21 protein-coding genes are annotated in these 25,023 nt (G+C 61.2%); 11 read left to right on the forward strand and 10 right to left on the reverse strand.

Annotated features, from left to right (window positions below; genetic code table 11):
• Positions 1-4: 4 nt before the first annotated feature.
• Positions 5-610 carry an HAD-IA family hydrolase gene (locus tag ACIQJ2_RS27895; protein WP_400676323.1) on the reverse strand — a complete coding sequence of 202 codons (606 nt, stop codon included), beginning with the start codon at positions 608-610 and terminating at the stop codon, positions 5-7.
• A gap of 136 nt (positions 611-746) precedes the next feature.
• Between ACIQJ2_RS27895 and ACIQJ2_RS27900 the strand changes: the two genes are divergently transcribed.
• Positions 747-1,772, forward strand: a complete 1,026-nt coding sequence (locus ACIQJ2_RS27900; RefSeq protein ID WP_400676325.1) for a histone deacetylase family protein — start codon at positions 747-749, stop codon at positions 1,770-1,772.
• 96 nt (positions 1,773-1,868) lie between these two features.
• Positions 1,869-2,783 carry an EamA family transporter gene (locus ACIQJ2_RS27905; RefSeq protein ID WP_199148489.1) on the forward strand — a complete coding sequence of 305 codons (915 nt, stop codon included), beginning with the start codon at positions 1,869-1,871 and terminating at the stop codon, positions 2,781-2,783.
• 47 nt (positions 2,784-2,830) lie between these two features.
• Here ACIQJ2_RS27905 and ACIQJ2_RS27910 read toward each other — a convergent pair whose 3' ends face one another.
• The gene (locus tag ACIQJ2_RS27910) at positions 2,831-3,298 is read right to left on the reverse strand and encodes a group III truncated hemoglobin (protein WP_400676327.1); all 468 of its coding nucleotides are present in this window, start codon (positions 3,296-3,298) and stop codon (positions 2,831-2,833) included.
• 265 nt (positions 3,299-3,563) lie between these two features.
• Here ACIQJ2_RS27910 and mbfA point away from each other — a divergent pair, with 265 nt between their 5' ends.
• Positions 3,564-4,547: an iron exporter MbfA gene (mbfA, locus tag ACIQJ2_RS27915; protein ID WP_199148492.1), complete on the forward strand. Its 984-nt coding sequence runs from the start codon at positions 3,564-3,566 to the stop codon at positions 4,545-4,547.
• A 118-nt stretch (positions 4,548-4,665) separates the two neighbouring features.
• Entirely contained in the window at positions 4,666-4,851 is a 186-nt protein-coding gene (locus tag ACIQJ2_RS27920; RefSeq protein WP_199148493.1) for a hypothetical protein, read from the forward strand.
• A 117-nt stretch (positions 4,852-4,968) separates the two neighbouring features.
• On the opposite strand, the gene ACIQJ2_RS27925 is transcribed toward ACIQJ2_RS27920, so the two are convergent.
• A complete protein-coding gene (locus ACIQJ2_RS27925; protein ID WP_199148494.1) occupies positions 4,969-5,568 on the reverse strand; it encodes a transglutaminase-like cysteine peptidase in 600 nt (199 codons plus the stop codon).
• Between the two features lie 236 nt (positions 5,569-5,804).
• The gene (locus tag ACIQJ2_RS27930; protein WP_400676330.1) at positions 5,805-6,617 is read right to left on the reverse strand and encodes an alpha/beta hydrolase; all 813 of its coding nucleotides are present in this window, start codon (positions 6,615-6,617) and stop codon (positions 5,805-5,807) included.
• Between the two features lie 278 nt (positions 6,618-6,895).
• On the opposite strand from ACIQJ2_RS27930, the gene infC reads away from it, so the two are divergent.
• The 5 genes from infC (at position 6,896) to pheT (ending at position 12,218) form a co-directional block, all read left to right on the forward strand.
• Positions 6,896-7,432, forward strand: a complete 537-nt coding sequence (gene infC / locus ACIQJ2_RS27935) for a translation initiation factor IF-3 (protein WP_184363066.1) — start codon at positions 6,896-6,898, stop codon at positions 7,430-7,432.
• A gap of 319 nt (positions 7,433-7,751) precedes the next feature.
• Complete coding sequence (gene rpmI / locus ACIQJ2_RS27940) at positions 7,752-7,955, forward strand: 50S ribosomal protein L35 (protein ID WP_003570998.1); 204 nt, start codon at positions 7,752-7,754, stop codon at positions 7,953-7,955.
• A 37-nt stretch (positions 7,956-7,992) separates the two neighbouring features.
• The gene (rplT, locus tag ACIQJ2_RS27945; RefSeq protein ID WP_004108079.1) at positions 7,993-8,397 is read left to right on the forward strand and encodes a 50S ribosomal protein L20; all 405 of its coding nucleotides are present in this window, start codon (positions 7,993-7,995) and stop codon (positions 8,395-8,397) included.
• Between the two features lie 298 nt (positions 8,398-8,695).
• Positions 8,696-9,778, forward strand: coding sequence for a phenylalanine--tRNA ligase subunit alpha (pheS, locus tag ACIQJ2_RS27950; protein ID WP_199148496.1), 1,083 nt, complete (start codon positions 8,696-8,698; stop codon positions 9,776-9,778).
• Positions 9,779-9,794: 16 nt separating this feature from the next.
• Positions 9,795-12,218, forward strand: a complete 2,424-nt coding sequence (gene pheT, locus ACIQJ2_RS27955; protein ID WP_400676334.1) for a phenylalanine--tRNA ligase subunit beta — start codon at positions 9,795-9,797, stop codon at positions 12,216-12,218.
• Positions 12,219-12,465: 247 nt separating this feature from the next.
• Here the strand turns inward: pheT and ACIQJ2_RS27960 are convergent, their stop codons facing one another.
• The 4 genes from ACIQJ2_RS27960 to ACIQJ2_RS27975 form a co-directional block, all read right to left on the reverse strand.
• Complete coding sequence (locus ACIQJ2_RS27960) at positions 12,466-12,825, reverse strand: nuclear transport factor 2 family protein (protein WP_199148498.1); 360 nt, start codon at positions 12,823-12,825, stop codon at positions 12,466-12,468.
• 93 nt (positions 12,826-12,918) lie between these two features.
• A complete protein-coding gene (gene pbpC / locus ACIQJ2_RS27965; RefSeq protein ID WP_400676336.1) occupies positions 12,919-15,006 on the reverse strand; it encodes a penicillin-binding protein 1C in 2,088 nt (695 codons plus the stop codon).
• A gap of 8 nt (positions 15,007-15,014) precedes the next feature.
• Entirely contained in the window at positions 15,015-20,528 is a 5,514-nt protein-coding gene (locus tag ACIQJ2_RS27970) for an MG2 domain-containing protein (protein ID WP_400676338.1), read from the reverse strand.
• A gap of 253 nt (positions 20,529-20,781) precedes the next feature.
• A complete protein-coding gene (locus ACIQJ2_RS27975) occupies positions 20,782-21,777 on the reverse strand; it encodes an aldo/keto reductase (protein ID WP_400676340.1) in 996 nt (331 codons plus the stop codon).
• 130 nt (positions 21,778-21,907) lie between these two features.
• On the opposite strand from ACIQJ2_RS27975, the gene ACIQJ2_RS27980 reads away from it, so the two are divergent.
• Together ACIQJ2_RS27980 and ACIQJ2_RS27985 are read left to right on the forward strand one after the other, a co-directional pair.
• The gene (locus ACIQJ2_RS27980; RefSeq protein WP_400676342.1) at positions 21,908-22,801 is read left to right on the forward strand and encodes a LysR family transcriptional regulator; all 894 of its coding nucleotides are present in this window, start codon (positions 21,908-21,910) and stop codon (positions 22,799-22,801) included.
• Between the two features lie 205 nt (positions 22,802-23,006).
• Positions 23,007-23,624: a hypothetical protein gene (locus ACIQJ2_RS27985; protein WP_400676344.1), complete on the forward strand. Its 618-nt coding sequence runs from the start codon at positions 23,007-23,009 to the stop codon at positions 23,622-23,624.
• Here ACIQJ2_RS27985 and ACIQJ2_RS27990 read toward each other — a convergent pair.
• Both ACIQJ2_RS27990 and ACIQJ2_RS27995 read right to left on the reverse strand, forming a co-directional pair.
• Positions 23,614-24,057, reverse strand: a complete 444-nt coding sequence (locus ACIQJ2_RS27990; RefSeq protein WP_400676346.1) for a GNAT family N-acetyltransferase — start codon at positions 24,055-24,057, stop codon at positions 23,614-23,616. The genes ACIQJ2_RS27985 and ACIQJ2_RS27990 overlap by 11 nt on opposite strands.
• A 13-nt stretch (positions 24,058-24,070) precedes the next feature.
• Entirely contained in the window at positions 24,071-25,021 is a 951-nt protein-coding gene (locus ACIQJ2_RS27995) for an aldo/keto reductase (RefSeq protein WP_400676348.1), read from the reverse strand.
• Between the last annotated feature and the right edge of the window lie 2 nt (positions 25,022-25,023).

Below are 25,023 nucleotides of genomic sequence, written 5' to 3' on the forward strand. Positions count from 1 at the left end.
TGATTCAGGCTGAGAAGGCGGCCATGGCATCCTCCAGCCTGGAGCCTGACGCCCACCGCATCGCCTTCCAGCCGAATTGCCGCGCAGCCTCGATATTGGCTTCCACATCGTCGATGAAGCCGATCTCGTTTGCGGCAAAACCGACGCGTTCGGTCGCCAGCTGAAAGAACGCGTCCGCAGGTTTCTGATGGCCGAGAGCGGCCGAATAGAAAATGCCGTCGAAACGCTGGGAGAGCTGAAGCGTCTCCATCAGATAGGCCGCTCGCATGTGCTCCTGATTGGTCGCAAGGAACATCTTCGTTCCCTTAGCCCGCAGCGCGGCGAGGTCTTCAAGCAGGCCGTGGTCGAGGCGGGAGTCGTTTTCAAACCAGTAGTCGATCAGTGTTTTCGCGGGCAGGTGCCGTGCGATTTCGCCCAGAACCTCTGAAAGCCTCGGCTCCAGCGCGTCGCGGCCGGTAACGATGTCTCGCCAATAGGGTTCGAAGAATGCCTGGCGAAGCACATCAAGCGGTAGGCCGAGATCGCGCTCCAGATGGGTGAAAAGCGGCAGCCCATCGCTCGGTCTGCCATGAACCAGGACACCGTCGACATCAACCATCAGCACTTTCATACGGCCATCCCCACTTTGCCAGATGCAGGCGGAAAGTGCGGTCGCTTGCGGCAGTGTTCAAGAGCGCGCAGGCCCTTTTTTCCTCGGCGCGATGCATGTAGCCTTTAGGGCAAATGATATAATGGAGGAGGCGAACATGCGGGTCATTTACTCGGAAGATCACAAGCTCAGGGATGCCAAGACCGAGCTGCACGATGGCAAGCTCGTCACTCCCTTCGAAGCACCTTTTCGGGCCGAATGGATCCTCGCCGCCGTCAAAGAAGCCGGTTTTGTCGATGTCGTCGCACCCGAGGTCTACGGACTCGAGACGGCGTGCAAGGTGCATGATCCCGCCTATCTCGAATTTCTGCGCGTGGTGTGGGAGCGCTGGGTCGCGGCCGGTTTCACGGGCGAGGCGATCTCCAATTCCTTCCCTGTCAGGCGCACCAGTCAGCGCGTGCCGGAAAATATCGTCGGCATGATCGGCCATTATGCCAATGCGGCCGATACCTCCATCACCAAGGGATCTTATGAGGCGGCGCTCGCCTCCATGCGCTGCGCCTTGACCGGCGCAGACTGGCTACATGCCGGCAATCGCTTTGCCTTTGCGCTTTGCCGTCCGCCCGGCCATCATGCCGGTTCCGATCTTTTCGGCGGCTATTGTTTCATCAACAACGCCGGCGTTGCGGCGCAGCGCCTGCGTGATCACGGCGCGGCCAAGGTGGCGATCCTCGATGTCGACTTCCATCACGGCAACGGCACGCAGGACATATTCTACCGGCGGGGCGATGTCTTCACCGCTTCGCTGCATGGCGATCCCATCCATGCCTTCCCCTATTTCCTCGGCCATGCGGATGAGAAAGGCGAGGGCAACGGGCTCGGGGCTAACCGCAACTACCCCATGCAGCCGGGCACGCCATGGGGCGTGTGGGCATCGGCGCTCGACGATGCGCTTGCCCGCATCAAGGCCTTCGGCGCCGAAGCCATCGTCCTCTCGCTTGGCGTCGATACCTTCGAACGCGATCCAATCTCTTTCTTCGCGTTGACGTCGCAGGATTTCATCCGCATGGGTGAGCGCATAGCCACTACGGGATTGCCCGTGCTCGTCTGCATGGAGGGCGGATATGGCGTGCCCGAAATCGGTCTCAACGTCGCCAATGTGTTGAAAGGCCTGGAAGCCTGAGCGGTTCTTGCATCAAAGCGCCTGATCCCAGCATGAAAAGTTTGAATTTGCCAGCGTAAAGCCAGGCCTCTAAAACCTCGCCTGTTAGGAGAGGCCATGGATCAGAAGCTTATCGAGAGTGGCACGGATGGCGGCGCGGCGCTCATGCCGCACCCGGACGTTGCGCCATCTTCCGGCGGCATTGCTACCGGTGTGCTGATGTGCGTCTTGTCCATGTCCTGCATCCAGTTCGGCTCGGCCCTTTCGGCTCCGATCATCAATGCCTATGGTCCGGTCGGAGCCACATGGCTGCGGCTCGTTTTCGCCTCCATAGTATTGGCGATCATCGTCCGTCCGAAGATCATGAGCTACAACCGCTCGCAGTGGCTCGGTGTGCTGGCGCTCGGCACCGTTTCGGCGCTGATGACGACGCTCTTCTTCTCGGCGATTGCCCGCATTCCGCTGGGACTTGCCGTCGCCATCGAATTTCTCGGCCCGCTTCTGGTCGCAACCCTGGGCTTCGGGCTCAGCCGCCAGCTTCTCTGGCCTCTCTTTGCCGCTATCGGCGTGCTGCTCCTGGCCTATGATGGTGAGGCGTGGGTCGGCAATCTGCCCGGCATTCTCTTTGCCATCGGGGCAGGGGCGGGCTGGGCAAGCTACATTTTGCTGACAAAGAAGGTTGGCAACGCCTTTCAGGGTCTCGAAGGGCTTTCCATGTCGCTGCTGGTGGCGGCTATTGTTTCGACCCCCTTCGGCTTTGCCTCGGCCGCCCCGCATCTGACGGGGTATGGCCTCATCGAGATCGCCGGCCTGGCGCTGCTCGTTCCGCTGCTGCCCTATGTGCTGGAAATGGTGGCGTTGCGGCGCATGCCGACCTCATCCTTCGGCATTCTCATGAGCCTCGAACCGGCCATCGGTGCCTTCGCAGGCTTCGTCATCCTGTCGCAACCGATGACGCCGTCACAGATGTTCGGCACTGCCCTGGTCGTTTCCGCCAGCATTGGCGCAACGATTTTCGCGACGAAGGGCTGATCAGTCGCTACCCGCGCCTCCGATGCCACTAGGGGCGAACGTATAGTTCACCCGCCCTGCCGTGCCGGATCATCCAGCGCAGGATTATAGAAGAGCGATAGAGTCAGGCTCCTGGCGATGCGTTCGGCCGTTGCCATGAACCAGTCCTTCGCCTGCGCGGAAGGCGCGATATCGGTGAGGGTCTGCGAGAAAAGCGCCAGCCATTCCGGAAAGAGATCGACAGCCATGCCTTCGACGCCGAGGTGTGCCTGCACCGGCTTGCCGCCATAGGCGCCATTTTTGAAGGCCACGGACGACCAGAAGCGCTTCATCTTTTCCATATGCTCAGGCCAACGTCCGGCAAGGCGACCGTCGAATACCGGCCCGAGGCGGGGATGAGCCTGAACGCGCGCGTAGAAAGTATCGACCAGCCGCTCGATGAAAGCGGCGTCGATCCCCATGCTTGCCATCTCGGCCTCGGCCTTTTCGCGAATGCCGGCAAGATGGGCGGCTCGGCCCTGTATGTCATTGTCCATAGGATGCTCCCGCCGGTCATTCGCAGAGTATCGCCGCGGCCGGCTTTCGTCTCCGCTTATCTATGCAATTTCAGGGCATATCCAAGGCGTCATGCGGATGTTGCGGCAATCTGTCAAAACCACTTTCGTATTTATGCGCTCCGAGCCGCAATCCGTCATACCTCCCCGCAATGCGATTTCCGCTTAAGACGACATCTGGCCGCTTGACCGGCGCGATTGCCCACTTTAGAATTAGAATAATTCTAAAGTTATAAGGTTGCCTCCCATGTTGCTCGGCCTTTTTCGTCCGTCGAAACGTCCCTTCACCTCCCTCTCGGAACAGGAAATCCTGGCCATCGCCATCGCCGCGGAAGAGGACGACTCGCGCATCTATCTCGCCTATGCCGATATACTTCGCCAGCATTATCCCGAGTCCGCCAAGGTCTTCGAGGATATGGCAGAGGTTGAGGATACCCATCGCAAGACCCTCATCGACATGCACCGGCAGCGTTTCGGCGAGCGTATCCCGCTGATCCGCCGCGAGCACGTCAGCGGCTTCTATGAGCGCAAGCCGGACTGGCTGCGCAAGAATCTCTCCCTCGATTCCATTCGCGAGGAAGCGGAGGCGATGGAGCAGCAGGCCTATAATTTCTATATTCAGGCCGCAAAACAGGTTTCCGACGCGTCGACGAGACAGCTTCTGGGCGACCTGGCGCTGGCAGAACAGGGACACGAGGATGTTGCCCGTCTGCTTGGCGACAAGCACACGCCGGAAACCGTTAAGCAGGAAGAGGATGCCCAGGCGCGTCGCCAGTTCGTATTGACCTATGTGCAGCCGGGCCTTGCCGGCCTCATGGATGGTTCCGTGTCCACGCTGGCGCCGATTTTCGCCGCCGCATTTGCCACGCAGCAGACATGGCAGACCTTTCTCGTCGGTCTGTCGGCCTCCGTCGGCGCCGGCATTTCGATGGGTTTCACCGAGGCGGCACACGATGACGGCAAGATCTCCGGCCGCGGCTCGCCGATCAAGCGTGGCCTTGCCTGCGGCATCATGACGGCGATCGGCGGCCTCGGCCACGCACTGCCCTACCTCATTCCGCATTTCTGGACCGCAACGATCACGGCTGCGATCGTCGTTTTCTTCGAGCTCTGGGCCATCGCTTTCATCCAGAACAAATATATGGAAACGCCGTTCCTTCGCGCAGCCTTCCAGGTGGTGGTCGGCGGCTCCCTGGTGCTGGCGGCCGGTATTCTGATCGGAAATGCCTGACGTGTGGCTGGGGCGCTCCGTTCACGAAATGTTAAAATTCGGAACGCCTGCCACTGCCATCGGTTAGCAACACGAGGCCGCTCTTGGCCTCGTTCTGCAAACCCAAGGAGATTGTCTAATGGCACACCAAGTTGGAAGCCACGACCAGCACGTCAAATCAGGCCAGCAGAGCCACAAGAACATGGATCACAATAGCCGCAGCGCTTCCTCCGGCAGCTCACATGAGCAGCAATCCGGCAATGCGCGCGGTGGCACACACGAGCAACCTGCCAAAGCGGGTCAGCAAAGCCACAAGAACAGCTGACGTATCCGCTAGGGTCCAATCCGTCCGCACGTGCGAGTGAGGACTGTTCTGACTAAATCCCCAAAAACGGAAGGCCGGCTTTTCGCCGGCCTTTTGGCTGTCTTTGAGCGCCTGTGCTTACTTGACGGAGCCGACAAGAATGTCGCTGCCGTTCTCGATGGTGACCCAGCGCCCCGTGTTGAAGCTCGCCTGGCGCTTCAGGTAGGAATAGGGCGTCTTCGACCAGATCTTGATTTCGTCCTCGAGGTTGTCGAGCACATAATCGCCCTGCTTGGTGCGTAGTGTCAGAACCGCATGGCCTTCGCCATCAGGCTTGCGCACGACCGTCATCAGCAGATTGGAAGCCGAGATACCGTTCTGTATCAGCAACCGGCGCTTCAGCAGAGCAAAATCCTCGCAGTCGCCGGCGGTCTTCGGGTATTCCCAGTATTCTTCCTGACCGTAGACTTCCATGTCCGTCGCCGGACGGATGGTTTTGTTGACGCGCAGGTTAACCTGATTGACCAGCGCCCAGGCAGCGGCGTTCATATCCACCGGGCCGGCGTTGCGTACCGGACCGCATTCATCGGGATGCCTCTGGCAGAAATCATAATGCCCAATGGGCTGAGAAGTGACGTTGCCGACCGTCATCGATGCGCTCTGCCGAGACGCCGGCATCGCCGCCGATGACATCGCAATTATAGCAGCGAAGGCAACCAATACGCCCTTAATACGCACGCCCACTATTCCTTGTATCGTCCCTGCATTTGTTAACAAATTGTTAATGTAGCGGGGCCTGACAAGTCAATCGTTACTTAAGTGTTAACGTGGGAACCGGCGCGTATGGTTAATTTCGGGACAATCGAGACGGTGTTTGCCACAATTCTATACCTCTCCCGATTGGGCAGGCGCGCGAAAACGATGCCCGGCGCGGAAATTTCACGGCGAGCTACTTCAAGTATATCGGATTGTTTTTACTGGCTATTATGAAGCGCCAGAGTTTCCGCCGCGGTGAGTATGCGCTCGATATCCTGAGGCCGCGACAGGCGATGATCGCCATCGCGCACAAGTGTTAACACCACATCGTCGGCCGGCAGATGCTCGACCAGCTTTAACGAATGCGAGAAGGGCACGTCGGCGTCTTCCATGCCCTGCAGGATGTGCACGGGGCAGCCGGTCTCGATGATGCCTGTCAACACACGATTGGTCCGGCCGTCTTCGATCAGGGCGCGGGTGAAGATGTTCGGCTCGGGGCTGTATTCCGAGGGCTCTTCGAAATAGCCGCGCTCGGCCAGCGAGCGTCGCTCGTTGTCCGAAAGATTGGGCTCGATGAGATCGACGGTGAAATCGGGTGCAGGCGCGATCAGGACGAGACCGCCAATGCTGGGTGCCTTCTTGCGCTTTCGCAGCTCCTGAATGACCCTGAGCGCAATCCAGCCGCCCATCGACGAGCCAACGAGGACGATCTTCTTTGGTTTGGTATGATCGATGACGGCAAGCGCCTCTTCCAGCCAGCGCGAGATCGTACCGTCAGTGAACTTGCCCCCCGATTGGCCGTGGCCGGAATAGTCGAAGCGGATGCAGCCAAGGCCGGCCCGCTCCGCTAGCGCGTCCAGCTCGACCGCCTTGGTGCCGCTCATGTCGGACCGATAGCCGGATAGCCATAGGAAGCTGACATTCTTTGCGCCTTTGCCGGCCACGCGCTCGCGGATCGCGATCTGGCGTTCGCTCTCACCCTCGCCAACGGAAATGAAGGTCGGTTGGCTAGCTGTCGCGGCTTCGGACATCAAGAAACTCCCGTTTTTCCGCTCTATAAAACAGATTCGCGCCGATGTGACCCCAAAAATGCTCGGCTTTTTAGCGCGGGTTTGCGCGTCATCTGGCTACGATAGTGTGTCCTTCGCGCATCTTGTGTCTCTATGACATTCTATTGACACGCGGGAGGTGCTTTTTTCCTGATGTCATGCTATTGACTTCAACGTAGCTTTTACGACATTTCCGTCAGTTGCGCCGACGGGGAGCGATAGGCTGCAGCTATCCGAAACAATTCGTGGAGAATACGACCATTCGCAGACCCTTTAAAACCGATGCGCCCGTAAAGGACGGGCCACGTTCCAACAGGGAAATCCGCATTCCCAAAGTTCAGCTCATTGCGGCTGACGGCGCGAATATGGGCATCGTCGCGACGGACCAGGCATTGAGAATGGCAGAGGAGGCCGGTCTCGATCTGGTAGAGATTTCCCCTAATGCTGAACCGCCTGTGTGCAAGATCCTCGACCTGGGCAAGCTGAAATATGCCAACCAGAAGAAGGCAGCCGAGGCGCGCAAGAAGCAGAAGATCGTCGAAGTCAAAGAAATCAAGATGCGCCCGAACATCGACACCCATGACTATGAGGTGAAGATGAAGGCGATCGGCCGTTTCTTCGAAGAAGGCGACAAGGTGAAGGTGACCTTGAAGTTCCGTGGCCGCGAAATGGCTCACCAGGAACTCGGCATGAAACTTCTTCAGCAGGTCAAGGAAGACACGCTCGAGATCGCCAAGGTGGAAGCCGAGCCCAAGCTCGAAGGCCGCCAGATGATGATGGTGCTTGCGCCGAAGTGAGGCGCAGGTCGAGGTAACAGAGGTCGGAGCCGTCCCATGGGCGGCTTTTTCCTTTTGTCCGCAGGATAAATCTGTCATCGATCTGCAAAGAATCGCACATTCGGCCCGTTGCACTTGCGGACAACTGCGGTTATAAGCGCGCGTCCGAACTGACCGGCAGGGCATGCCGTGGCAGTTCAGAATGCTGGCGGAGCGGTTCGTCACCGTTTCAGCCGTTCAACAACAAACGCTCCGGCACCTTGTCGCAGCCCGGCCTGTCCGGACCTGTGGGAAGGGCTTTTTAGAAAAGCACGTCAGGGAGCATCGAAGGAGTAGCAAAATGCCCAAGATGAAGACGAAGTCCTCTGCCAAGAAGCGGTTCAAGATCACCGCGACCGGCAAGGTCAAGGCCGCAGCTGCTGGCAAGCGCCACGGCATGATCAAGCGTACCAACAAGTTCATTCGCGATGCCCGCGGCACCATGGTTCTCGCAGAACCGGATGGCCGTAAGGTAATCAAGAACTACTTGCCGAACGGTCTCTAAGACTATTCGTAACGCTATAGACTAAGGAGATCATGAAATGGCACGCGTAAAAAGAGGCGTTACCGCCCACGCCAAGCACAAAAAGGTTCTGAAGGCAGCCAAGGGCTTCTACGGCCGCCGCAAGAACACCATCCGCACAGCCAAGGCCGCTGTCGATCGCTCCAAGCAGTACGCTTATCGCGACCGCAAGGTTAACAAGCGCAACTTCCGCGCCCTCTGGATCCAGCGTATCAACGCTGCTGTCCGCGAACACGGCCTGACCTACGGCCGCTTCATCGACGGTCTGACCAAGGCTGGCATCGAAGTTGACCGTAAGGTTCTGTCCGACATGGCGATCCATGAGTCGGAAGCTTTTGGTGCGCTCGTTGCTGCTTCGAAGAAGGCGCTTGAGTACCTCAAGGAAGCTGGCACGAAGAACGAGTTCGAAGCAGCCGTTAACTAACGCTGCCTCGCACGTCTTTCGTAAATTCATTATGAAACCCGCGCTGGCGAAACCGGCGCGGGTTTTGTGTTTTGCAGCATGCGCTTTTCCATCGTGTCAGGCCGTCTTGTCGGGCGACAAGTGCCAAGGACCGCATTCTCGGCGTGTTTTTGTCATTTGCCCGGTTGATTGGCCGCTTGCACATGGATAGTGATCTGCAGCGCCTCATCGTTGCCACAAGCTCTCTGATGCGGGCGTTCATCCATTATTCCGCGGAATGAGCGGCGTTCCAAGCCCGCCGCCCGCAAGGCAGGATCAGATGACGGAACTCGTAACACTCGAAACCCAACTTATGGCCGAGGTGGCCGCGGCGACCGACGAACAATCGATCGAAGCCGTCAGGGTCTCCGCGCTCGGCAAGAAGGGCTCGGTCTCGGAACTGTTGAAGACGCTGGGCTCGATGTCGCCGGAAGAGCGGCAGACACGCGGCGCGGCGATCAACGCCCTCAAGAATTCCGTCACCGATGCGATCAATGCCCGCAAGGGCGAGCTGCGCGATGCTGCGATCGATGCGAAGCTGAAGGCCGAGACCGTCGATGTCAGCCTGCCGGTGCGTTCGTCGCCTGCCGAACGCGGCCGCATCCATCCGATCAGCCAGATCGTCGATGAAATCACCGCCATTTTCGGAGACATGGGCTTTTCGATCGCCGAAGGCCCCGATGTCGAGACCGATTACTATAACTTCACGGCTTTGAATTTCCCGGAAGGGCACCCGGCCCGCGAGATGCACGACACCTTCTTCTTCCAGCCGGACGAAAAGGGTGAGCGCAAGGTGCTGCGCACGCACACTTCGCCGGTGCAGGTGCGCACCATGGAAGCGCAGAAGCCGCCGATCCGTATCATCATCCCCGGCAAGACCTATCGCCAGGATAGCGACGCCACCCATTCGCCGATGTTCCATCAGGTCGAAGGCCTCGTCATCGACAAGACGGCCAATGTCGGCAACATCCGCTGGGTGCTGGAGGAATTCTGCAAGACCTTCTTCGAGGTCGACAATGTGACGATGCGCTTCCGCCCATCGTTCTTCCCGTTCACGGAACCGTCCTTCGAGGTCGATATCCAGTGCGACCGCTCTGGCCCGATCGTCAAGTTCGGCGAAGGCACGGATTGGATGGAAATTCTCGGCTGCGGCATGGTGCATCCGAACGTGCTGCGCCACGGCGGTCTCGATCCCGATGAGTACCAGGGCTTTGCCTGGGGCATGGGCCTCGACCGCATCGCCATGCTGAAATACGGCATGCCTGACCTGCGCGACTTCTTCAACGCCGATGTCCGCTGGATGAATCACTATGGCTTCCGCCCGCTCGATATGCCGACGCTGTTCGGCGGTCTGAGCGCGTAAGGAAGGGATAAAGCACATGAAATTCACACTCTCCTGGCTGAAAGAGCATCTGGAAACCGACGCCACGCTCGACGAGATCTGCGCCCGCCTGACGATGATCGGGTTGGAAGTGGAAGAGGTCGACGACAAGGCCGCGTTCAAGCCCTTCGTCATCGCCAAGGTTCTCTCGGCCGAAAAGCACCCGCAGGCCGATCGCCTCAAGGTGCTGATGGTCGATACCGGCAGCGGCGCGCCTATCCAGGTCGTCTGCGGCGCTCCGAATGCGCGCGCCGGCCTCGTCGGCGCCTTCGCGGCGCCCGGCACCTATGTTCCCGGCATCGACGTGACGCTTGCCATCGGCAACATCCGCGGCGTCGAGAGCCGCGGCATGATGTGCTCGGAAAAGGAGCTGGAAATCTCCGACAGCCATGACGGCATCATCGACTTGTCCGAAGATGCGCCCGTCGGCACGAGCTTTGCCGCCTATGCCGGCCTCGACGATCCGATGATCGAGATCAACCTGACGCCGAACCGCCCGGACTGCACCGGCGTTTACGGTATCGCCCGCGATCTCGCCGCCTCCGGCCTCGGCACGCTGAAGCCGCGCGGCACGCCGTCCTTCGCCATCGAAGGCGAAACGACGACCGAGCTCAAGATCGATCTGGACGACACGCGCCTTTGCCCCGGCTTTGCGCTTCGTCTCGTGCGCGGCGTCAAGAACGGCCCGAGCCCGAAGTGGATGCAGCAGCGTCTGCTTGCCATCGGCCTGCGCCCGATCAGCGCGCTCGTTGATATCACCAACTATATGACCTTCGACCAGGGTCGGCCGATGCACGTCTTCGACGCTGCGAAGGTCAAGGGCAATCTGGTCGTGCGCCGCGCCAAGGACGGCGAAACCGTGCTGGCGCTGGATGAACGCGAATACAAGCTCAACCCGAGCAATGTCGTCATCTCCGATGATAACGGCGTCGAGTCGATCGGCGGCATCATGGGCGGCGAACACTCGGGCTGCGACGAGAACACCACGGATGTGCTGATCGAGTCCGCACTCTGGGATCCGATGAACATCGCCAAGACCGGCCGTAGCCTGGGCATCATCACTGATGCGCGCTACCGTTTCGAGCGTGGCGCCGATCCGGAGTACATGGTTCCCGGTCTTGAGCGCACCACGGAACTTGTGCTCGCCTGCTGCGGCGGCACCGCTGCCAAGGCGCGTGTCGAAGGCTACAAGGGCTATGATGCCAAGATCGTCGATTTCCCGCTTTCGGAAGTCAAGCGCCTGACTGGCCTCGAAGTCTCCTCTGACGAGAGCAAGTCCATCCTGGCGAAGCTCGGTTTCTCGGTCTCCGGTTCGGGCGAGCGTATCTCGGTCGCTGTTCCCTCTTGGCGCCCGGATGTCGACGGCAAGGCCGATCTCGTCGAAGAAATCATGCGCATCCACGGCGTCGACAACATCAAGCCGCAGCCGCTTGAGAGTCACAATGCCGTCAATGGCAAGATCCTGACGACGCTGCAGATCCGCACCCGCACGGCCAAGCGCGCGCTCGCATCGCGCGGCATGCTGGAAGCCGTCACCTGGTCGTTCATTTCGGAAGATCAGGCCAAGCTCTTCGGCGGTGGCTCCAACGCGCTGAAGCTTGCCAACCCGATTGCGTCAGATATGTCCGACATGCGCCCGTCGCTGTTGCCGGGCCTGCTCTCGGCTGCACAGCGCAATGCCGATAAGGGCTATGGCGACGTCGCGATCTTCGAAGTCTCCGGCACGTACGAGAGCGACACGCCCGAGGGCCAGCGTCGCGTGGCAGGCGGCATCCGCCGCGGCACGGCAACGCTCTCCGGCGCCGGCCGCATGTGGTCGAACGCCGCCAAGGGCGGCGGCAAGCCGGTTGATGTCTTCGATGCCAAGGCCGATGCTCTCGCCGTGATCGAAGCCTGCGGTCTGCCGATGGGCAATATCCAGATCGAGCAGGGTGGCCCGGCCTGGTATCATCCCGGCCGTTCCGGCACCATCAAGATAGGTCCGAAGGTCGTGCTAGGCTATTTCGGCGAATTCCATCCGAAGACGCTGGAAGCGCTCGACGTGTCGGGCGCTCTCGCCGGCTTTGAAGTCTATATCGATGCCATGCCCGAGCCGAAGAAGAAGGCGACCCGTACCAAGCCGGCGCTGGAGCTTTCTCCGTTCCAAGCCGTCAAGCGGGACTTCGCCTTCGTGGTCGACAAGTCGGTGGAAGCCGGCGCCATCGTCCGCGCTGCCGTCGGCGCCGACCGCAAGCTGGTAACCGGCGTCAACGTCTTCGATATTTTCGAAGGCACATCGCTCGGCGAAGGCAGGAAGTCCATCGCCATCGAGGTACAGATCCAGCCCGCAGAGCGGACGCTCACAGATGAGGACTTCGAAGCACTGACCCAGAAGATCGTGGCGAACGTCACGAAGTCGACGGGTGGCGTGCTTCGGGGTTAATCTGCCGGCTTTTGAATTTGCGGAGGGGAGTCAACCCCTCCGTTGCTGTCGCGACATCTCCCCCCACATGGGGGAGGTTGATAACTCGCGGAGCGCGTCTGCCTCAGGGAAGTATCGGGTCCGTGGAAACCGCAGCGTGTCGTTTTACGGATAAGAAGCTGCTCGCAATGATCTCCCCCATGTGGGGCAGATGTCCCAAAGTGGCAGAGGGGATATCAGAGGTGTGGCATATCGAAAGCAATCGGTTCTACCGATGCAGATGATAGACCTTGTTGACGATGCTCCAGCGTCCGTCGATCTTCACCAGTGACAGATAGTCCGAAAACCGCATTCCGGCGAATTCGTCGACGACCTTGACGCTTGCGGCATCGCCTTCGATGTCGATCAGCTCGATCTCCATCAACGGTATAGTACCGGGGGGTGCGCTGCCTTCTTCGACGATCGCCGCGATGAACTCATCCCGCGTCATCCATTCGACCGCGCCTTGATAATTGCCGATGATATCGGCGCGCGGGTGGAGTGCCTTGCGCAGCGCCGGCTCATTCGCGAAGGCCATGCCATCGACATAGAGGTGAACAACCGCACGGATTGCCTGCTCTTCCGACATCTCGCCATTCCTCATTTGAGTTGCGCCTAAGATAGCATAGACGATACCGGCTGACAAAAATGCGACGGCGTGATCGCAATGATGTGACGGCTCTTACTCGACGAAGACGCGCACGCTGGCGGCACGGCCGGCCGCATCGATGACCGTCAGCGTCGAATAGCCGGCGCCATCGGGCGTCCACTGATTGGTACGGCGACGAGAGAGTTCCGGCAGCGGCTTGCCATTGGCGAGCCACCGAAACGGCGCCCGCCCGCCCTGCAGTTTTAGCGCCAGCGGCGCGATCTGATCGGCGCCGGTGCCCGCTCCGAGATCGACGCGCGCGCCTTCGGGCGGGTAGACGATCTGCGGCGCCGGCTCGCGGCTCGACGCGGCCAGCAGGCCTGCGGCGGTAACGGAAAAACGGCGCTGGCTGATGGGCAGCTCGGTTGCGGAGATGCGCACGGCGCCCATGGGAGGCGGAGGGAAGGGGGTAATGGCGACGCCCGATTTCGCGAAGGCTTCGAACAGGATGGGGGCGGCCGAGACATAGCCCGCCAGCCCTGGCACGGCGCCATTGTCCGGCCGGCCGACCCAGACGCCGAGCACATGCGCGCCGTCATAGCCGATCGACCATGCATCGCGATTGCCGTAGCTGGTGCCGGTCTTGTAGGCGATGCCGAGCTGCTTGCTGCCGCGCGGCGCGATGATATCGGAGAGAATGTCGGTGATGTTCCAGGCGGCCACCGGCTCCATCAACGGCTCGCTGTCGATCGGTCCGGGCTGATCCTGAACGCCGTCGCCGATCCGCATCGCCTTGCCCCGATTGGCAAGACCGGCATAGAGCTGCACCAGATCCTTGAGGGTGACGCCGACGCCGCCAAGACCGATGGCAAGGCCGGGAGCTTCGTTCGGTGGCAGCTTGAGGTTCACCTCGGCGCGGCGAAAGCGCACCAGCAACCGGGTGGGACCTACGGCATCGAGCAGGCGCACGGCCGGTACGTTGAGCGACAGCTGCAGCGCCTGCCGCACGCTGACATCGCCCTGGTAGTTCATATCGAAGTTGCGTGGGCGGTAGCCGTAGAAATCGGCGGGACGGTCCTCGATGATCGTCTCCTGCGCCACATAACCCTGTTCAAAGGCGAGCCCATAGATGAAGGGCTTCAGCGTCGAGCCGGGAGAGCGCAAGATACGGGTCATGTCGATCCAGCCCGCGCGGCCGGAATCGAAATAGTTGGCCGAGCCGACTTCGCCGATGATCTCGCCGGTCTTGGCGTCGGCCATGACCATGGCCACCGACACCTTCGGCCCAAGCCGTTTCGCAGCCGCATCGGCGACGGCTTCCAGTCCCTGTTGCACGCCGCGCCGCAAGGTGGTTCGGCGCTGAATGACGTCGGGCTGCTTTTTGAGCGCTAGCTCGGCGAGATGGGCCGCATAAGCCGGCAATTGCCGCCTGTCGGCCGGCACAGGTGTCAACGCTGCGCGTTCGGCCTCTCCTTCGCCGATGATGGTCGCGACGGCTGCGCGTTCGAGGACGCGGTGGCGGGCTGCTTGCGCCGCCGAGAGATTGCGGTCCGGCCGTCGCTTCTCCGGCAGCTGCGGCAGGGCGACGAGGAGGGCGGCTTGCGCGACACTGAGATGGCGGGGCTCCTTGCCGAAATAGGCAAGGCTTGCCGCCCGAACGCCCTCCAAGTTGCCGCCATAGGGCGCATGCGTCAGATAGATATCGAGGATCTGCTCCTTTGTCAGGCGCCGCTCGATCTGGATGGCACGAACGATTTGCAGAAGCTTGGCGCTCATCGAGCGCTGACCACGGGGCTCGATCAGTCGCGCCACCTGCATGGAGAGAGTCGAGCCGCCCGAGACGATGCGACCATGCGTGACGAGCTGCACGAAGGCGCGTCCGATCGCCATCGGGTCGATGCCGTGATGATCGTAGAAGCGTCGGTCTTCATAGGCGACCAGCATGCGCAGATATTGCGGATCGACATCGGCAACCCCGGTCTTTAGCCGCCAGCGCCCCTCAGGCGTGGCGAAGGCGCGCAGAAGATCGCCATTGGCGTCGAGCACCTCGGCAGACACAACGCGGGCAGCGTCCAGCGGCGGCGGATAGGCGCGGTCCGCGGCCTCCAGGCCGAAGACCAGAGCCACCGCCGTCAAGGCAGTGGCTCCAAAACCGATCGCAATCTTCCATCGTGCTTTCATGGCTGCACTTACTGCTGGGCTGCCAGCACCTCCATGCGGCCCATTGCGGTGCGGGCCGAGAACTGCGGACGATACATGTCCTCGACGCTCGCCGCCGGGTGGTCGTAGACGCCGGGGGTCACGGCGCGCACGACATAGGCGAAGCTCATGTCGCGATTGGCGCCGTCTGTCTGGTCGAAGGCGGCGACGAAGCGATCGCTGCGGAACTCGACATGGGCGGGCTGAACATCGCTCAGCCAGTCGAAGTTCGAGAGCTGGGCGCTGCCGACGATGCTCGGATTGTCGATCTCGAAGCCGGCGGGCAAGAGATCCGTCACGAGGATGCGCTGCGGCCAGTCATTGGCTCCCGTCACGTGCAGCACGACGACATAGCGCTCGTTCTGCTGCGCCTGGCTGACGTTGGCCTCCTCGCCATCGAGCGTGTAGTACTTGCGCTCGATCTTGAAGCCGTTGCCGCCGGCCGGCAGCTGCGAAGCCGGGGCTGCCACGGTGGTCACGGCAGCCGATAGCGGCTGGCGCGTCGTGTTGGTGACGGTCAGCGGATGACCCATCAGGGCATCGCCCGACATTTGCGCCATGTAGGTGCCGGTATGGGCAGCCCCGTTGACGTCGAGCGTCAGGCCGTCATCGCCATTCTGCAGGGCGCGGGCGGCAAGCAGCATCCAGGTCTGCTCCTGCGTGCTGGTATATTTCCGGCTCTGCCAGTCCTTGGCGACGACACTTGCCAGATCGGGAATGATCGGCGGTACGGGGCGGCTTTCGGCGGCAAGCGCCAGCACGGCGGCACCGTCACGCAGCGACGAGCCGTAATCCGAGCGGGCGAAGCTGACCTTCGTGACCGCCGCCTTTTGCGACATCTGCAAGGCATCGATGAAGATGTTGCGCGAGCGCTGGGCATCCCCATAGAGCGCCAGAGCCGCGGCCAGATGCGCCTTGGACAGTGGTGTCGGGAAGTCGTTCAGCATCGTGTCGGCATAGTAGCGCAGATCGCTGATCGAGGCCTTCTTGTTGCGTGCCAGCACATAGAGCGCATAGGCGATCTCGTTGCCGTTGTCCTTGACGTTGGTATTGGCGCTCAGCGCGTTCTGGAGGTTTTCCAGCGCCTGCACCATGGCCTGATCCGGCACGGCATACTTCTGCTCGCGCGCGCGGGTCAGGAAGTCGGTGATGTAAGCGTCCAGCCAGAGGTCGCCCGAGCCAGGGCCCCAGAGGCCGAAGCTGCCGGTCGAGGACTGGTAGGACATTTCGCGATAGATGGCGTCCTGCACGCGCTTGCGGATCTCGGCGTCATCGGCAAGGCCGTTCTTGACGGCCATGTCGCTGAAGTAGAGCAGCGGCAGCGCGCCGCTGGCGGTCTGTTCCGCGCAGCCATAGGGATAGCGGCTGAGGCTCATCAGCAGCGCCGGCACGTCGAAGGCGCTGGAACGGCTGACATTGACGCTGACCGAGGCGCCGGGCAGCACGCTGTCGGCGAGAAGGTCCGAATTGACCGTCAGGCTCTTGCCGGGTGCGAGCGCGATCACGCGGCGTTCGGTGATCGGAAGCTGTGCCGGGCGAACCGGTATATCGACCGATTGGTCCAGAGACATGCCCGAAGCATTCGACAGCTTGATCGAGACCGTGCCGTCGCCCGGTTGGCCGCCGGTGAGTGGCAGGGTGATGTTGTATTTGCCGCCGGCCTGCAGGTTGATCTTCTGCTGCGTGGCGCTTTCATCCACCGTCACGGCGCTATTTCCCGTCACGGCAAGCGTGTACTCGCCGGCAGGAGCGTCGGTATTGGCAACATCGAGCCGCAGGTTCGCCTTGTCCCCCGGTGCGAGGAACTTTGGCAGGCTGGCGGTCACGACGACCGGATCGCGAATGATGACATCCTGCGTCGCATGTCCGACGCCGGCTTTCGACCAGGCCACTGCCATGAGGCGCGCCGTACCGTTGAACTGCGGGATATCGAAGCTGACGTTCGCCTTGCCGCTGGCGTCAAGCTTGATCGGGCCTGAGAAGAAGGCGACCAGCTTTTCCTTCGGAGGGCTTGCCTGCAAGGCGACCTGCCCGCCGTCGCCACCGGTACGCAGCTTGCCGGTCGCACCGAGCGAGCCGTCGATAAGACGACCATAGATGTCGCGGATTTCAAGGCCGAGCTGGCGCTGACCGTAATACCAGTCATCCGGTGCCGGCGGCTGGTAGCGCGTCAGGTTCAGGATGCCGACATCGACGGCGGCGAGGGTAACGTAGGCATCCTCGTTGGCGCCTGCGCCGGCAACCTGAAGGCTGATATTAAGCGGTTGGCGCGGCAGGGTCTTCTGCGGCGCGTCGAGCGTGATCTGAAGCTTGCGCTCGCCGGGATCGACAGGCGCCCACTTGATGCCGATGGCGCGCATCGGCATGCGGCTTTCCTGTGCGTCGCCGGGACGGAAGAGGGTAGCGGTCAGATAGGTGCCGGCACCCCAATCGGCGGTCACGGGAACGTCGACTTCGCCACCGGTGGCGCCGATATCGGCATTGGTGACCGAGATCAGTGTCTCTGAGCCGGCCGTTACCATCAACTGGCCCGCATAGCGCGAGGTTACCTTCAGCTTGGCGGTGTCGCCGACATGATAGCTCTGCTTATCGAGCGCGATTTCCAGTGCATCCGGCGTCTCTGTCGAGCTTGAGGCGACATACCAGCCGGCATTGAATTCAATGCTGGATTCCGGCCCGTTCGCGTCGGCGGTGGATACTTCCAGCCGGTAGCGACCCCAGGTGACGGGCATCGAAATCGCCGCACCGTCCGTCGTCGCGTCGACCGTGCCGACCGCCACCTGCTTGGTCGACATGATCGGCTCGAACTTCCAGCTGTTGCCGTCGCGATACCATTGATAATTGCGCTCGACACTGAGCAGCTTCCACGTCAGGCCCTGCATCGCCTGCTTCTGGCCGTTCTCGTCGATGGCGATGACATGGAATTTGCCGACGGAATTCTCACCGAGGTTGCCGTCGAATTCCGGCTTGATGCCGATGCGCGGACCATCCGCCTTGACCGGCAGCGTCAGCGAGCGCTCGACGGCACGGCCGCCGGCCTCCTGCATGCGCACGGTAATGTTGGCGTTCAACAGCTGCGTGGTCGAAGGCGTGTCCTTGATGGTGACATCGAAGGTCGTCTTGCCATTCTCGTCCAGCGCCTGCAGGTCTTCGAGCGGCACCTGCGTGTTTTCGGCCTTGCTGTCGCCGCCGCTATTGTCGTCGTCGCTGTTAGTCTTGCCGGCGCCCTCGTCGGCGAGGCCGAACAGATAGCCCTTGTAGGCATCGCTCTGGCGCGTCGGCTTCAGCGTCACTTCGCCTTCGAGGTTTAGACCGGCCGCCGGCGCGCCATAGAGGTAGCGTCCATCGACATTGACCGGCGTCGGCTGGCCGACTTCGATTTCCTTCGCGTCGCTCTTCATGTCGAATTCGATGCGATCCGGCACGAAATCGTCGACGATGAAGGTCTGCGAGCCGATGGAGGAGCCCTTCGGGTCGGTATAGATGTTCATCGTCCAGGTGCCGCGCATGGAAGTCTGCTGTAGCGGCAGGTCGACATTGTAACCGCCGAGCTTGCCGCCGTCGGTGACGATGCGGCGATCTTCGACGCCGTCGGGGCGCAGGAAGACGAAGGTGAGCGGCAGGCTTTCTACAGCGGTCGAGCTGACATCGCGAGCAAGTGCTGATGCATGGACGGTTTCGCCGGCGCGGTAGATGCCGCGTTCGGTCCATGTCAGCAGGTCGATCGCGCCGGGCGCGGTTCGACCGGCAACACCACGGTCAGAAAGATCGAAGCCGGCGCGCGTCATGTCGAGGAAGACATAATCCTGATCGCCATTCTGAGCGGTGATGACGGCCGGGGTCATGCCCGCCGTGCCGCGCATCAGGCCAGCGCTGAAGACGGCGCGGCCATTGTCGTCGGTCTTGGCGGTGCCGAGGATTTCATTGTTCTTGGCAAGCAGTTGCAGCTGCACGCCGGAAAGCGGCTTGGCGCTGCCGAGCGAGCGGGCAAAGACGTTCAGGCCGTCGGTGCCGGCATAGGTGGTGACGCCGATATCTGAAACCACGAACCATTGCGTCGCCTGCGGATCCCATTCCTGGCCGCCGCTGTTGGGCGCAACGGCCGTCAGCACATAGACGCCGGGCTTGCGCTTCGGCAGGGCTTCGTCGACCGGGAAGCTGGTCGCGACTTCCTTGTTGAGTTCCTGCTTGATCTCGATCGAACCCTGCCAGACCAGCTCGCCATTGGTGTCCTGAATGGTCTGGGCGTTGTAGCTGTCCACTTGCGTCAGGAACTGCGAGTTGTTGAGGGTCTGCGCGATATTGCGATCGCCGATGCGGTATAGCTTGAGATTGGCCGTGTTGGCATTGACGGAGACGATCGGGATGCCGCGGCGTGCGGTGGAGGGCAGCACGAAATTGTCACCCGTGAAGCGCAGCGAAGCCTTACGGTCCTTGACGTAGACGTCGACATTGACCTGCGCGGCAAGGTTTTCGCCCACGGAGGAGGGCAGGCCGGCGCGCAGCGAGATGCGATAATGCTGGCCGAACTCCAGGCCCTCGACGCAAATCTGGTTGTCCTTGGCGTCGACGCCCTTCGGTGCCGCGCCGTTGACGGTGACGAAAGGCGTATAGTCGACGCCGCTCTTCACCAGCTTTTCGGAGAACTGTACGCAGGCCCGCGGCGAGGCGTTATCGTTGTCGAGCGTGTTGCCGGAGACGCGGAAACCCTGGCGCGCCAGCAGATTGTTATAGGCCGCCTGCACGGCGGCGGAGCTGACGAGATTGAGGCTCGCCTTGTAGGCATTGAGCGCGGGGCGGTAGTTCTGCGCGTTCTTCAGCGCCTCGGCGAGAACGGCGAGCGCATCGGCGCGGCTCGTCGTCGTGCGGGTCAGCTGATAGCCGTTGAGCGCCGCATAGGCAGCCTTGGTGGCGAGAGACGTATCGTTCGTAACGGTGTTGGCGGCGCGCGCCATCTCGATCCAAAGGTCGCCATCGTCGGGGCTGAGCGAAAGCGCGCCCTGGAAGGCGTTCAGCGCATCATTGATGTTGCCCGAGGTCAGCTCGATACGGCCGAGCGCGATCAGGCTTTCGACGCCTTGTCCCTTGAGTTCGTCACCGAGCGTCAGCGTGCTCTTCGCGTCGCCGGCGCTTTTGATGAAATCACCCGTCAGGAAGGAAAGGGTGGGGGCGGCGCCGATGTCCGGCTCGCTGGTTGCGGCGGTCTCGACGACCTTGCCGGCGATCGCGCCGGGGAAGCTGTTCAGCTGATTGAAGTCGGACTTCATGAAGCACCACTTCACCTTGGGATTGTAGGTGAAGGCCTTGCAGGACTTGTCGCCGATACAGGACGCTGAGCACTGGTCCAGCGTCACGTTCTGCTCCGTGCGCAGATCGAAGCCGAAATAGTCGCCGTCCTTGGTGGTCACCACCTGACGCTTGACATCAGCGGCCGCCGAAGGGCTCAAGGATGCGAAAGTGGCGAGAAGAAAAGCAGAGAAGCCGATAAACGCGCGCTTAGACATAAGTCCTCCCAACGCTACCCCATTTTTGATGCGGCAATCTTCAAATTTCGGGCCGGTTTGTCAACCGAGCGTGGAGGCACGAACGCGTTTTACGCCTATGACGATCTGTCTAGAAGATTGAAAAAGACTGAAAATCAGGCGGTTTGCATATTCCGCTGTGCCTTGATGGTACTTCACTTTTCTTTTCAGTCCCGGAATGACACCGGCCCTTTCGGCCGGTGTCCTTGGCTGCGCGTGTTCAGCGCCTCGATAGTCATATATTCGTCATGGCAAGTGAGGCATCGCTATACCGCTTACCGGCAACGTTCTGCGGCGCGATAGTGTCGCCAAGTTCGGCAAGCTCCTGCGGCGAAAGCGCGATGTCGGCAGCTGCAGCATTCTGCTCAAGGTGATGCAGCTTGCGTGCGCCGGGGATAGGCACGATGTCGTCGCCCTGGTGCAGCACCCATGCGAGCGCCAGTTGTGCCGCCGTGATGCCTTTTTCCTCGGCAAGGGATTGCAGCCTGGCGACGAGAGCCGCATTGGCATCGAAATTCTCGCTCTGGAAGCGTGGCAGTGACCGGCGGAAATCGTCGGCGGCAAGATCATCCGTCTTTTGGATCGCACCGGTCAGGAACCCGCGGCCGAGCGGGCTATAGGGCACGAAGCCGATGCCGAGTTCGCGGCAGGTCGCAAGGACGTCCTCCTCCGGATCGCGGCTCCAGAGCGAATATTCGCTCTGCACCGCAGCGATCGGATGGACGGCATGGGCGCGGCGGATGGTGGCGGAACCGGCTTCCGAAAGGCCGAGCGCCCGCACTTTCCCCTCTTTCACCAGCTCCGCCATTGCGCCGACGGTGTCCTCGATCGGCACGTTGGGATCGACGCGGTGCTGGTAGAAAAGGTCGATGACATCGGTGCCGAGCCGCTTCAGCGAGGCTTCGGCGACCTCTTTCACATGGTCCGGCCGGCTATCGACGCCAATCATCGCGGCCGGGCCGGTTTTGGTATGGTCGAGCTTGAAGCCGAACTTGGTGGCGATGACCACACGGTCGCGAACGGACTTCAGCGTGCGGCCGAGCAGCTCTTCATTGGTGAAGGGGCCATAGGTTTCGGCGGTGTCGAAAAAGGTGACGCCGAGATCGACGGCGCGAAGGAGCGTCTTGACGGATTCATTGTCGTCGGTGGCGCCATAGGCAAAGCTCATGCCCATGCAGCCGAGTCCAACGGCGGAAACGGTGAGATCCTTACCAAGCCTGCGGGTTTTCATGGTCTATTCCTCTTGAGCCTTATGGGAGCGGCAGTGGCTCATGTCCTCTGCCTACCAGCTCAAGGTAGGGATCTGCATAATGAATGAAAATCCATGCAAATCCTTACAGGCTGTTCTATAATTTAGATCAATGAACAGAACACAGCTCTCCCAACTCGCGGTTTTCGCCGCTGTCGCCGCCCATCGCAGCTTCCGTGCTGCGGGCAAGGAACTGTCGATCGCGCCGTCTGCTGTCAGCCATGCCGTTTCCAGCCTCGAGGAAAGTCTTGGCGTGCGGCTGCTGGCCCGCACCACACGCAGCGTCCTTCCGACTGAGGAGGGGCAGGCGCTGCTCCAGCGGCTCGCGCCGGCTTTGGAGGAAATCGATATCGCATTGGAGGATGCGCTCGCCACCCGTGGCCGCCCGGCGGGTACGTTGCGCATCACAGCCCCGCGCTTTGCTTCCGATCTTCTGATGGCGCCGCGGCTCGGCGATTTCCTCAATACCTACCCGGACATAACGCTGGAAATCGCCAATGAGGACGGTTTCAGCAATATCGTCAAGGAAGGCTACGATGCCGGTATTCGGCTGGCCGAGAGCATTGAGGGCGACATGATCGCGGTGAAGGTCTCGCCTGACATACGCACGGTCATTGCCGGCTCCCCGGCCTACTTCGAGAAACATCCGAAGCCTTTACATCCCCGTGATCTCGTTCATCACCGCTGCATCAAACGGCGATTTACCGACGGTTCGCTCTACCGCTGGGAGTTTGAGAAGGATGGCCGCGAACTGGTCGTCGCCGTCGATGGTCCCCTGATCGTCATCGAGGATCGGCTCGGGGTTCTGGCCGCCGTCAACGGCGCAGGCCTCGCCTATCTCTTCGACATTCGCGTGCAGCAGGAGCTGGCCGAGGGCACGCTCATCCGCGTGCTCGAGGACTGGTGCCCGCCCTATCCAGGCTTCTGCATCTATTATCCGAGCCGCCGCCAGATGCGCCCGGCGCTGCGAGCCTTCATCGATTTCTTCAGGTATACCGGGCCATAGAGCGATTTCAGGAAAAATGGGTACCGGTTTCCGTCCGAAATCGCGCAGCCGAACAGCGAGAGCGATTTCAGGAAAAGTGGGTACCGGCTTTCCGTCCGAAATCGCGTAAATGAGCGGCAAAAGCGACTGCTGACAGAAATCGGGTGGCGGCAATGTCATAACTCGTCTCGACTGATCGGATGGTTTCAGAAAGGAGAGTGCCGCGATGAGAAAACCGGGGTCGATGAAGGGGCTTGAGGATCTCGGTCGCGTCAGGCTGTCGAAGAATTTCTTCTTCCGCGATTTCCTGCATTCTGAAATCGCCGATTTCTATCGCATCCCGAATATTCCGGAGGATCCCGATCTCGCGATCGAGACGGGCCGCAGGCTCTGCGAGGAATTGCTGGAGCCGCTGGAAGCAACGTTTGGCCGGCTACATATCCGTTCAGGCTATCGCTCGCCCGAGGTCAACGCCTTCGGCAACAGGAACGGGCTGAACTGCTCGACCAATCCCCACACCGCCGCGCACCACATCTGGGATATGCGCGATCTCGACGGCTGCATGGGCGCGGCGGTCTGCATCGTCGTGCCGTGGCTGATCGATCACCACATCCATGAAGGCGACTGGCAGAAGCTGGCGTGGTGGATCCATGACCATCTGCCCTACGCATCGCTCTGCTTCTTCCCGAAGCTGTGGGCCTTCAACATCCAGTGGCACGAGCGGCCGAAGCGAACCATTCAGAGCTTTGTCGGGCCGCGCGGCATGCTGACCAAACCGGGCATGGCGAACTGGGAAGGCGATCATTCCGCCCATTATGAGGGCTTTCCGAAGCTCAGATATTGACGCGATAGCGGATATGTCCGTCCGTCTCGACATAGGTGTCGTAGAGCTTGCGGGCTGTCGTGTTGGTTTCTTCCGTATGCCAGTAGAGACGCGCCCAGCCGTTTTTCTTGCAGAGCGAGACGAGATCGTCGAGCAGCGCCCGGCCGACGCCGTGGCCCCTGGCGCTTTCATCGACGAACAGGTCTTCCAGATAGCAGTCGGGAGCGAGTGTCCATGTGCCTTCGTGCGTGATGCAGAGCGTGAAGCCCTTCACCTCGCCATCGACTTCGGCGACCCGCATGAAGATTGCCGACGCCGGATCGAAGACCCGGCGCCAAGTTGCATCGGTGATCTCGGGCGCGATGGTGACGCGGTAGAAGGCGAGGTAGCCGTCCCAAAGAGCACGCCAGCGGGCTTCGTCTTCAAGTCTGGCGTCTCGGATCGTCACGGTCATCGGCCTGCCTCTCTTATTCGCCGGCTGCGTCGAGCAGGCGCATGGCTTCGTCGGAAAGCGAAAGCTTCGCCGAGTTGATTAGCGCGTCGAGCTGGCCGAGGCTAGTGGCGCTGGCGATCGGCGCGGTAACGCCGCGCTTGCGCAGCAGCCAGGCAAGCGCGATCTCGGCGGGCTTCGCGCCGGTTTCGGCGGCAACCTTGTCGAGAGCAGCGAGGATGCGCAGGCCCTTGTCGTCGAGATAGGCGGCAACCCGGTTCTCGCGCGCCCGCCCTTCGGTATCCGCCTTGGTGCGGTATTTGCCGGTCAGGAAGCCGGCGGCGAGGCTGAAATAGGTGATGACGCCAATCTCTTCCTTGACGCAGAGATCCGCCAGCGGTCCTTCGAAACTGTCGCGAGCGTAGAGATTATATTCCGGCTGCAGCACGTCGTACCGCGGCAGGCCGGCTTGGGCAGCGGCATCGAGCGAGGCCTGGAGCTGCGTCGCATCGAGGTTCGAACAGCCGACGTGGCGGATCTTGCCCTGTTCCTTCAGCTTCGCATAGGCAGCAAGCGACTCTTCGTGCGGCGTCTCGGGATCGGGCCAATGCGAGAGATAAAGATCGATATGGTCGGTGTGCAGCCGCTTCAGCGAGGCTTCCGCTGCCTCGATGATGTAGTCGGCCTTGAGGCCTTTCTTGCCCGGACCCATCTCCGATCCGACCTTGGTGATGATGATGGCCTTGTCGCGAGAGACGCGGCCCTGCTTCAGCCATTTGCCGATGATCTCTTCGGAATCGCCACCCTTGTTGCCGGGAACCCAGCGGGAATAGACGTCGGCCGTGTCGATCGTATTGAAGCCGGCGTCGAAGAAGGCGTCGAGCAGTGCATAGGAGGTCTTCTCATCGGCCGTCCAGCCGAAGACATTGCCGCCGAAAACGATGGGGGCGACAAACAGATCGGTTCGTCCAAGCTTGCGCATGTCCATGA

It is taken from the genome of Rhizobium sp. NPDC092011 (genome assembly GCF_044756305.1).
GTDB lineage: Bacteria > Pseudomonadota > Alphaproteobacteria > Rhizobiales > Rhizobiaceae > Rhizobium.

What these genes read in the sequence shown, in the direction of transcription:
- ACIQJ2_RS27895 (WP_400676323.1), bottom strand. Translation starts at nt 610, where the DNA reads ATGAAAGTGCTGATGGTTGATGTCGACGGTGTCCTGGTTCATGGCAGA.
- ACIQJ2_RS27900 (WP_400676325.1), top strand. Translation starts at nt 747, where the DNA reads ATGCGGGTCATTTACTCGGAAGATCACAAGCTCAGGGATGCCAAGACC.
- ACIQJ2_RS27905 (WP_199148489.1), top strand. Translation starts at nt 1,869, where the DNA reads ATGGATCAGAAGCTTATCGAGAGTGGCACGGATGGCGGCGCGGCGCTC.
- ACIQJ2_RS27910 (WP_400676327.1), bottom strand. Translation starts at nt 3,298, where the DNA reads ATGGACAATGACATACAGGGCCGAGCCGCCCATCTTGCCGGCATTCGC.
- mbfA (WP_199148492.1), top strand. Translation starts at nt 3,564, where the DNA reads ATGTTGCTCGGCCTTTTTCGTCCGTCGAAACGTCCCTTCACCTCCCTC.
- ACIQJ2_RS27920 (WP_199148493.1), top strand. Translation starts at nt 4,666, where the DNA reads ATGGCACACCAAGTTGGAAGCCACGACCAGCACGTCAAATCAGGCCAG.
- ACIQJ2_RS27930 (WP_400676330.1), bottom strand. Translation starts at nt 6,617, where the DNA reads ATGTCCGAAGCCGCGACAGCTAGCCAACCGACCTTCATTTCCGTTGGC.
- rpmI (WP_003570998.1), top strand. Translation starts at nt 7,752, where the DNA reads ATGCCCAAGATGAAGACGAAGTCCTCTGCCAAGAAGCGGTTCAAGATC.
- rplT (WP_004108079.1), top strand. Translation starts at nt 7,993, where the DNA reads ATGGCACGCGTAAAAAGAGGCGTTACCGCCCACGCCAAGCACAAAAAG.
- pheS (WP_199148496.1), top strand. Translation starts at nt 8,696, where the DNA reads ATGACGGAACTCGTAACACTCGAAACCCAACTTATGGCCGAGGTGGCC.
- pheT (WP_400676334.1), top strand. Translation starts at nt 9,795, where the DNA reads ATGAAATTCACACTCTCCTGGCTGAAAGAGCATCTGGAAACCGACGCC.
- ACIQJ2_RS27960 (WP_199148498.1), bottom strand. Translation starts at nt 12,825, where the DNA reads ATGTCGGAAGAGCAGGCAATCCGTGCGGTTGTTCACCTCTATGTCGAT.
- pbpC (WP_400676336.1), bottom strand. Translation starts at nt 15,006, where the DNA reads ATGAAAGCACGATGGAAGATTGCGATCGGTTTTGGAGCCACTGCCTTG.
- ACIQJ2_RS27970 (WP_400676338.1), bottom strand. Translation starts at nt 20,528, where the DNA reads ATGTCTAAGCGCGCGTTTATCGGCTTCTCTGCTTTTCTTCTCGCCACT.
- ACIQJ2_RS27975 (WP_400676340.1), bottom strand. Translation starts at nt 21,777, where the DNA reads ATGAAAACCCGCAGGCTTGGTAAGGATCTCACCGTTTCCGCCGTTGGA.
- ACIQJ2_RS27980 (WP_400676342.1), top strand. Translation starts at nt 21,908, where the DNA reads ATGAACAGAACACAGCTCTCCCAACTCGCGGTTTTCGCCGCTGTCGCC.
- ACIQJ2_RS27985 (WP_400676344.1), top strand. Translation starts at nt 23,007, where the DNA reads ATGAGAAAACCGGGGTCGATGAAGGGGCTTGAGGATCTCGGTCGCGTC.
- ACIQJ2_RS27990 (WP_400676346.1), bottom strand. Translation starts at nt 24,057, where the DNA reads ATGACCGTGACGATCCGAGACGCCAGACTTGAAGACGAAGCCCGCTGG.
- ACIQJ2_RS27995 (WP_400676348.1), bottom strand. Translation starts at nt 25,021, where the DNA reads ATGGACATGCGCAAGCTTGGACGAACCGATCTGTTTGTCGCCCCCATC.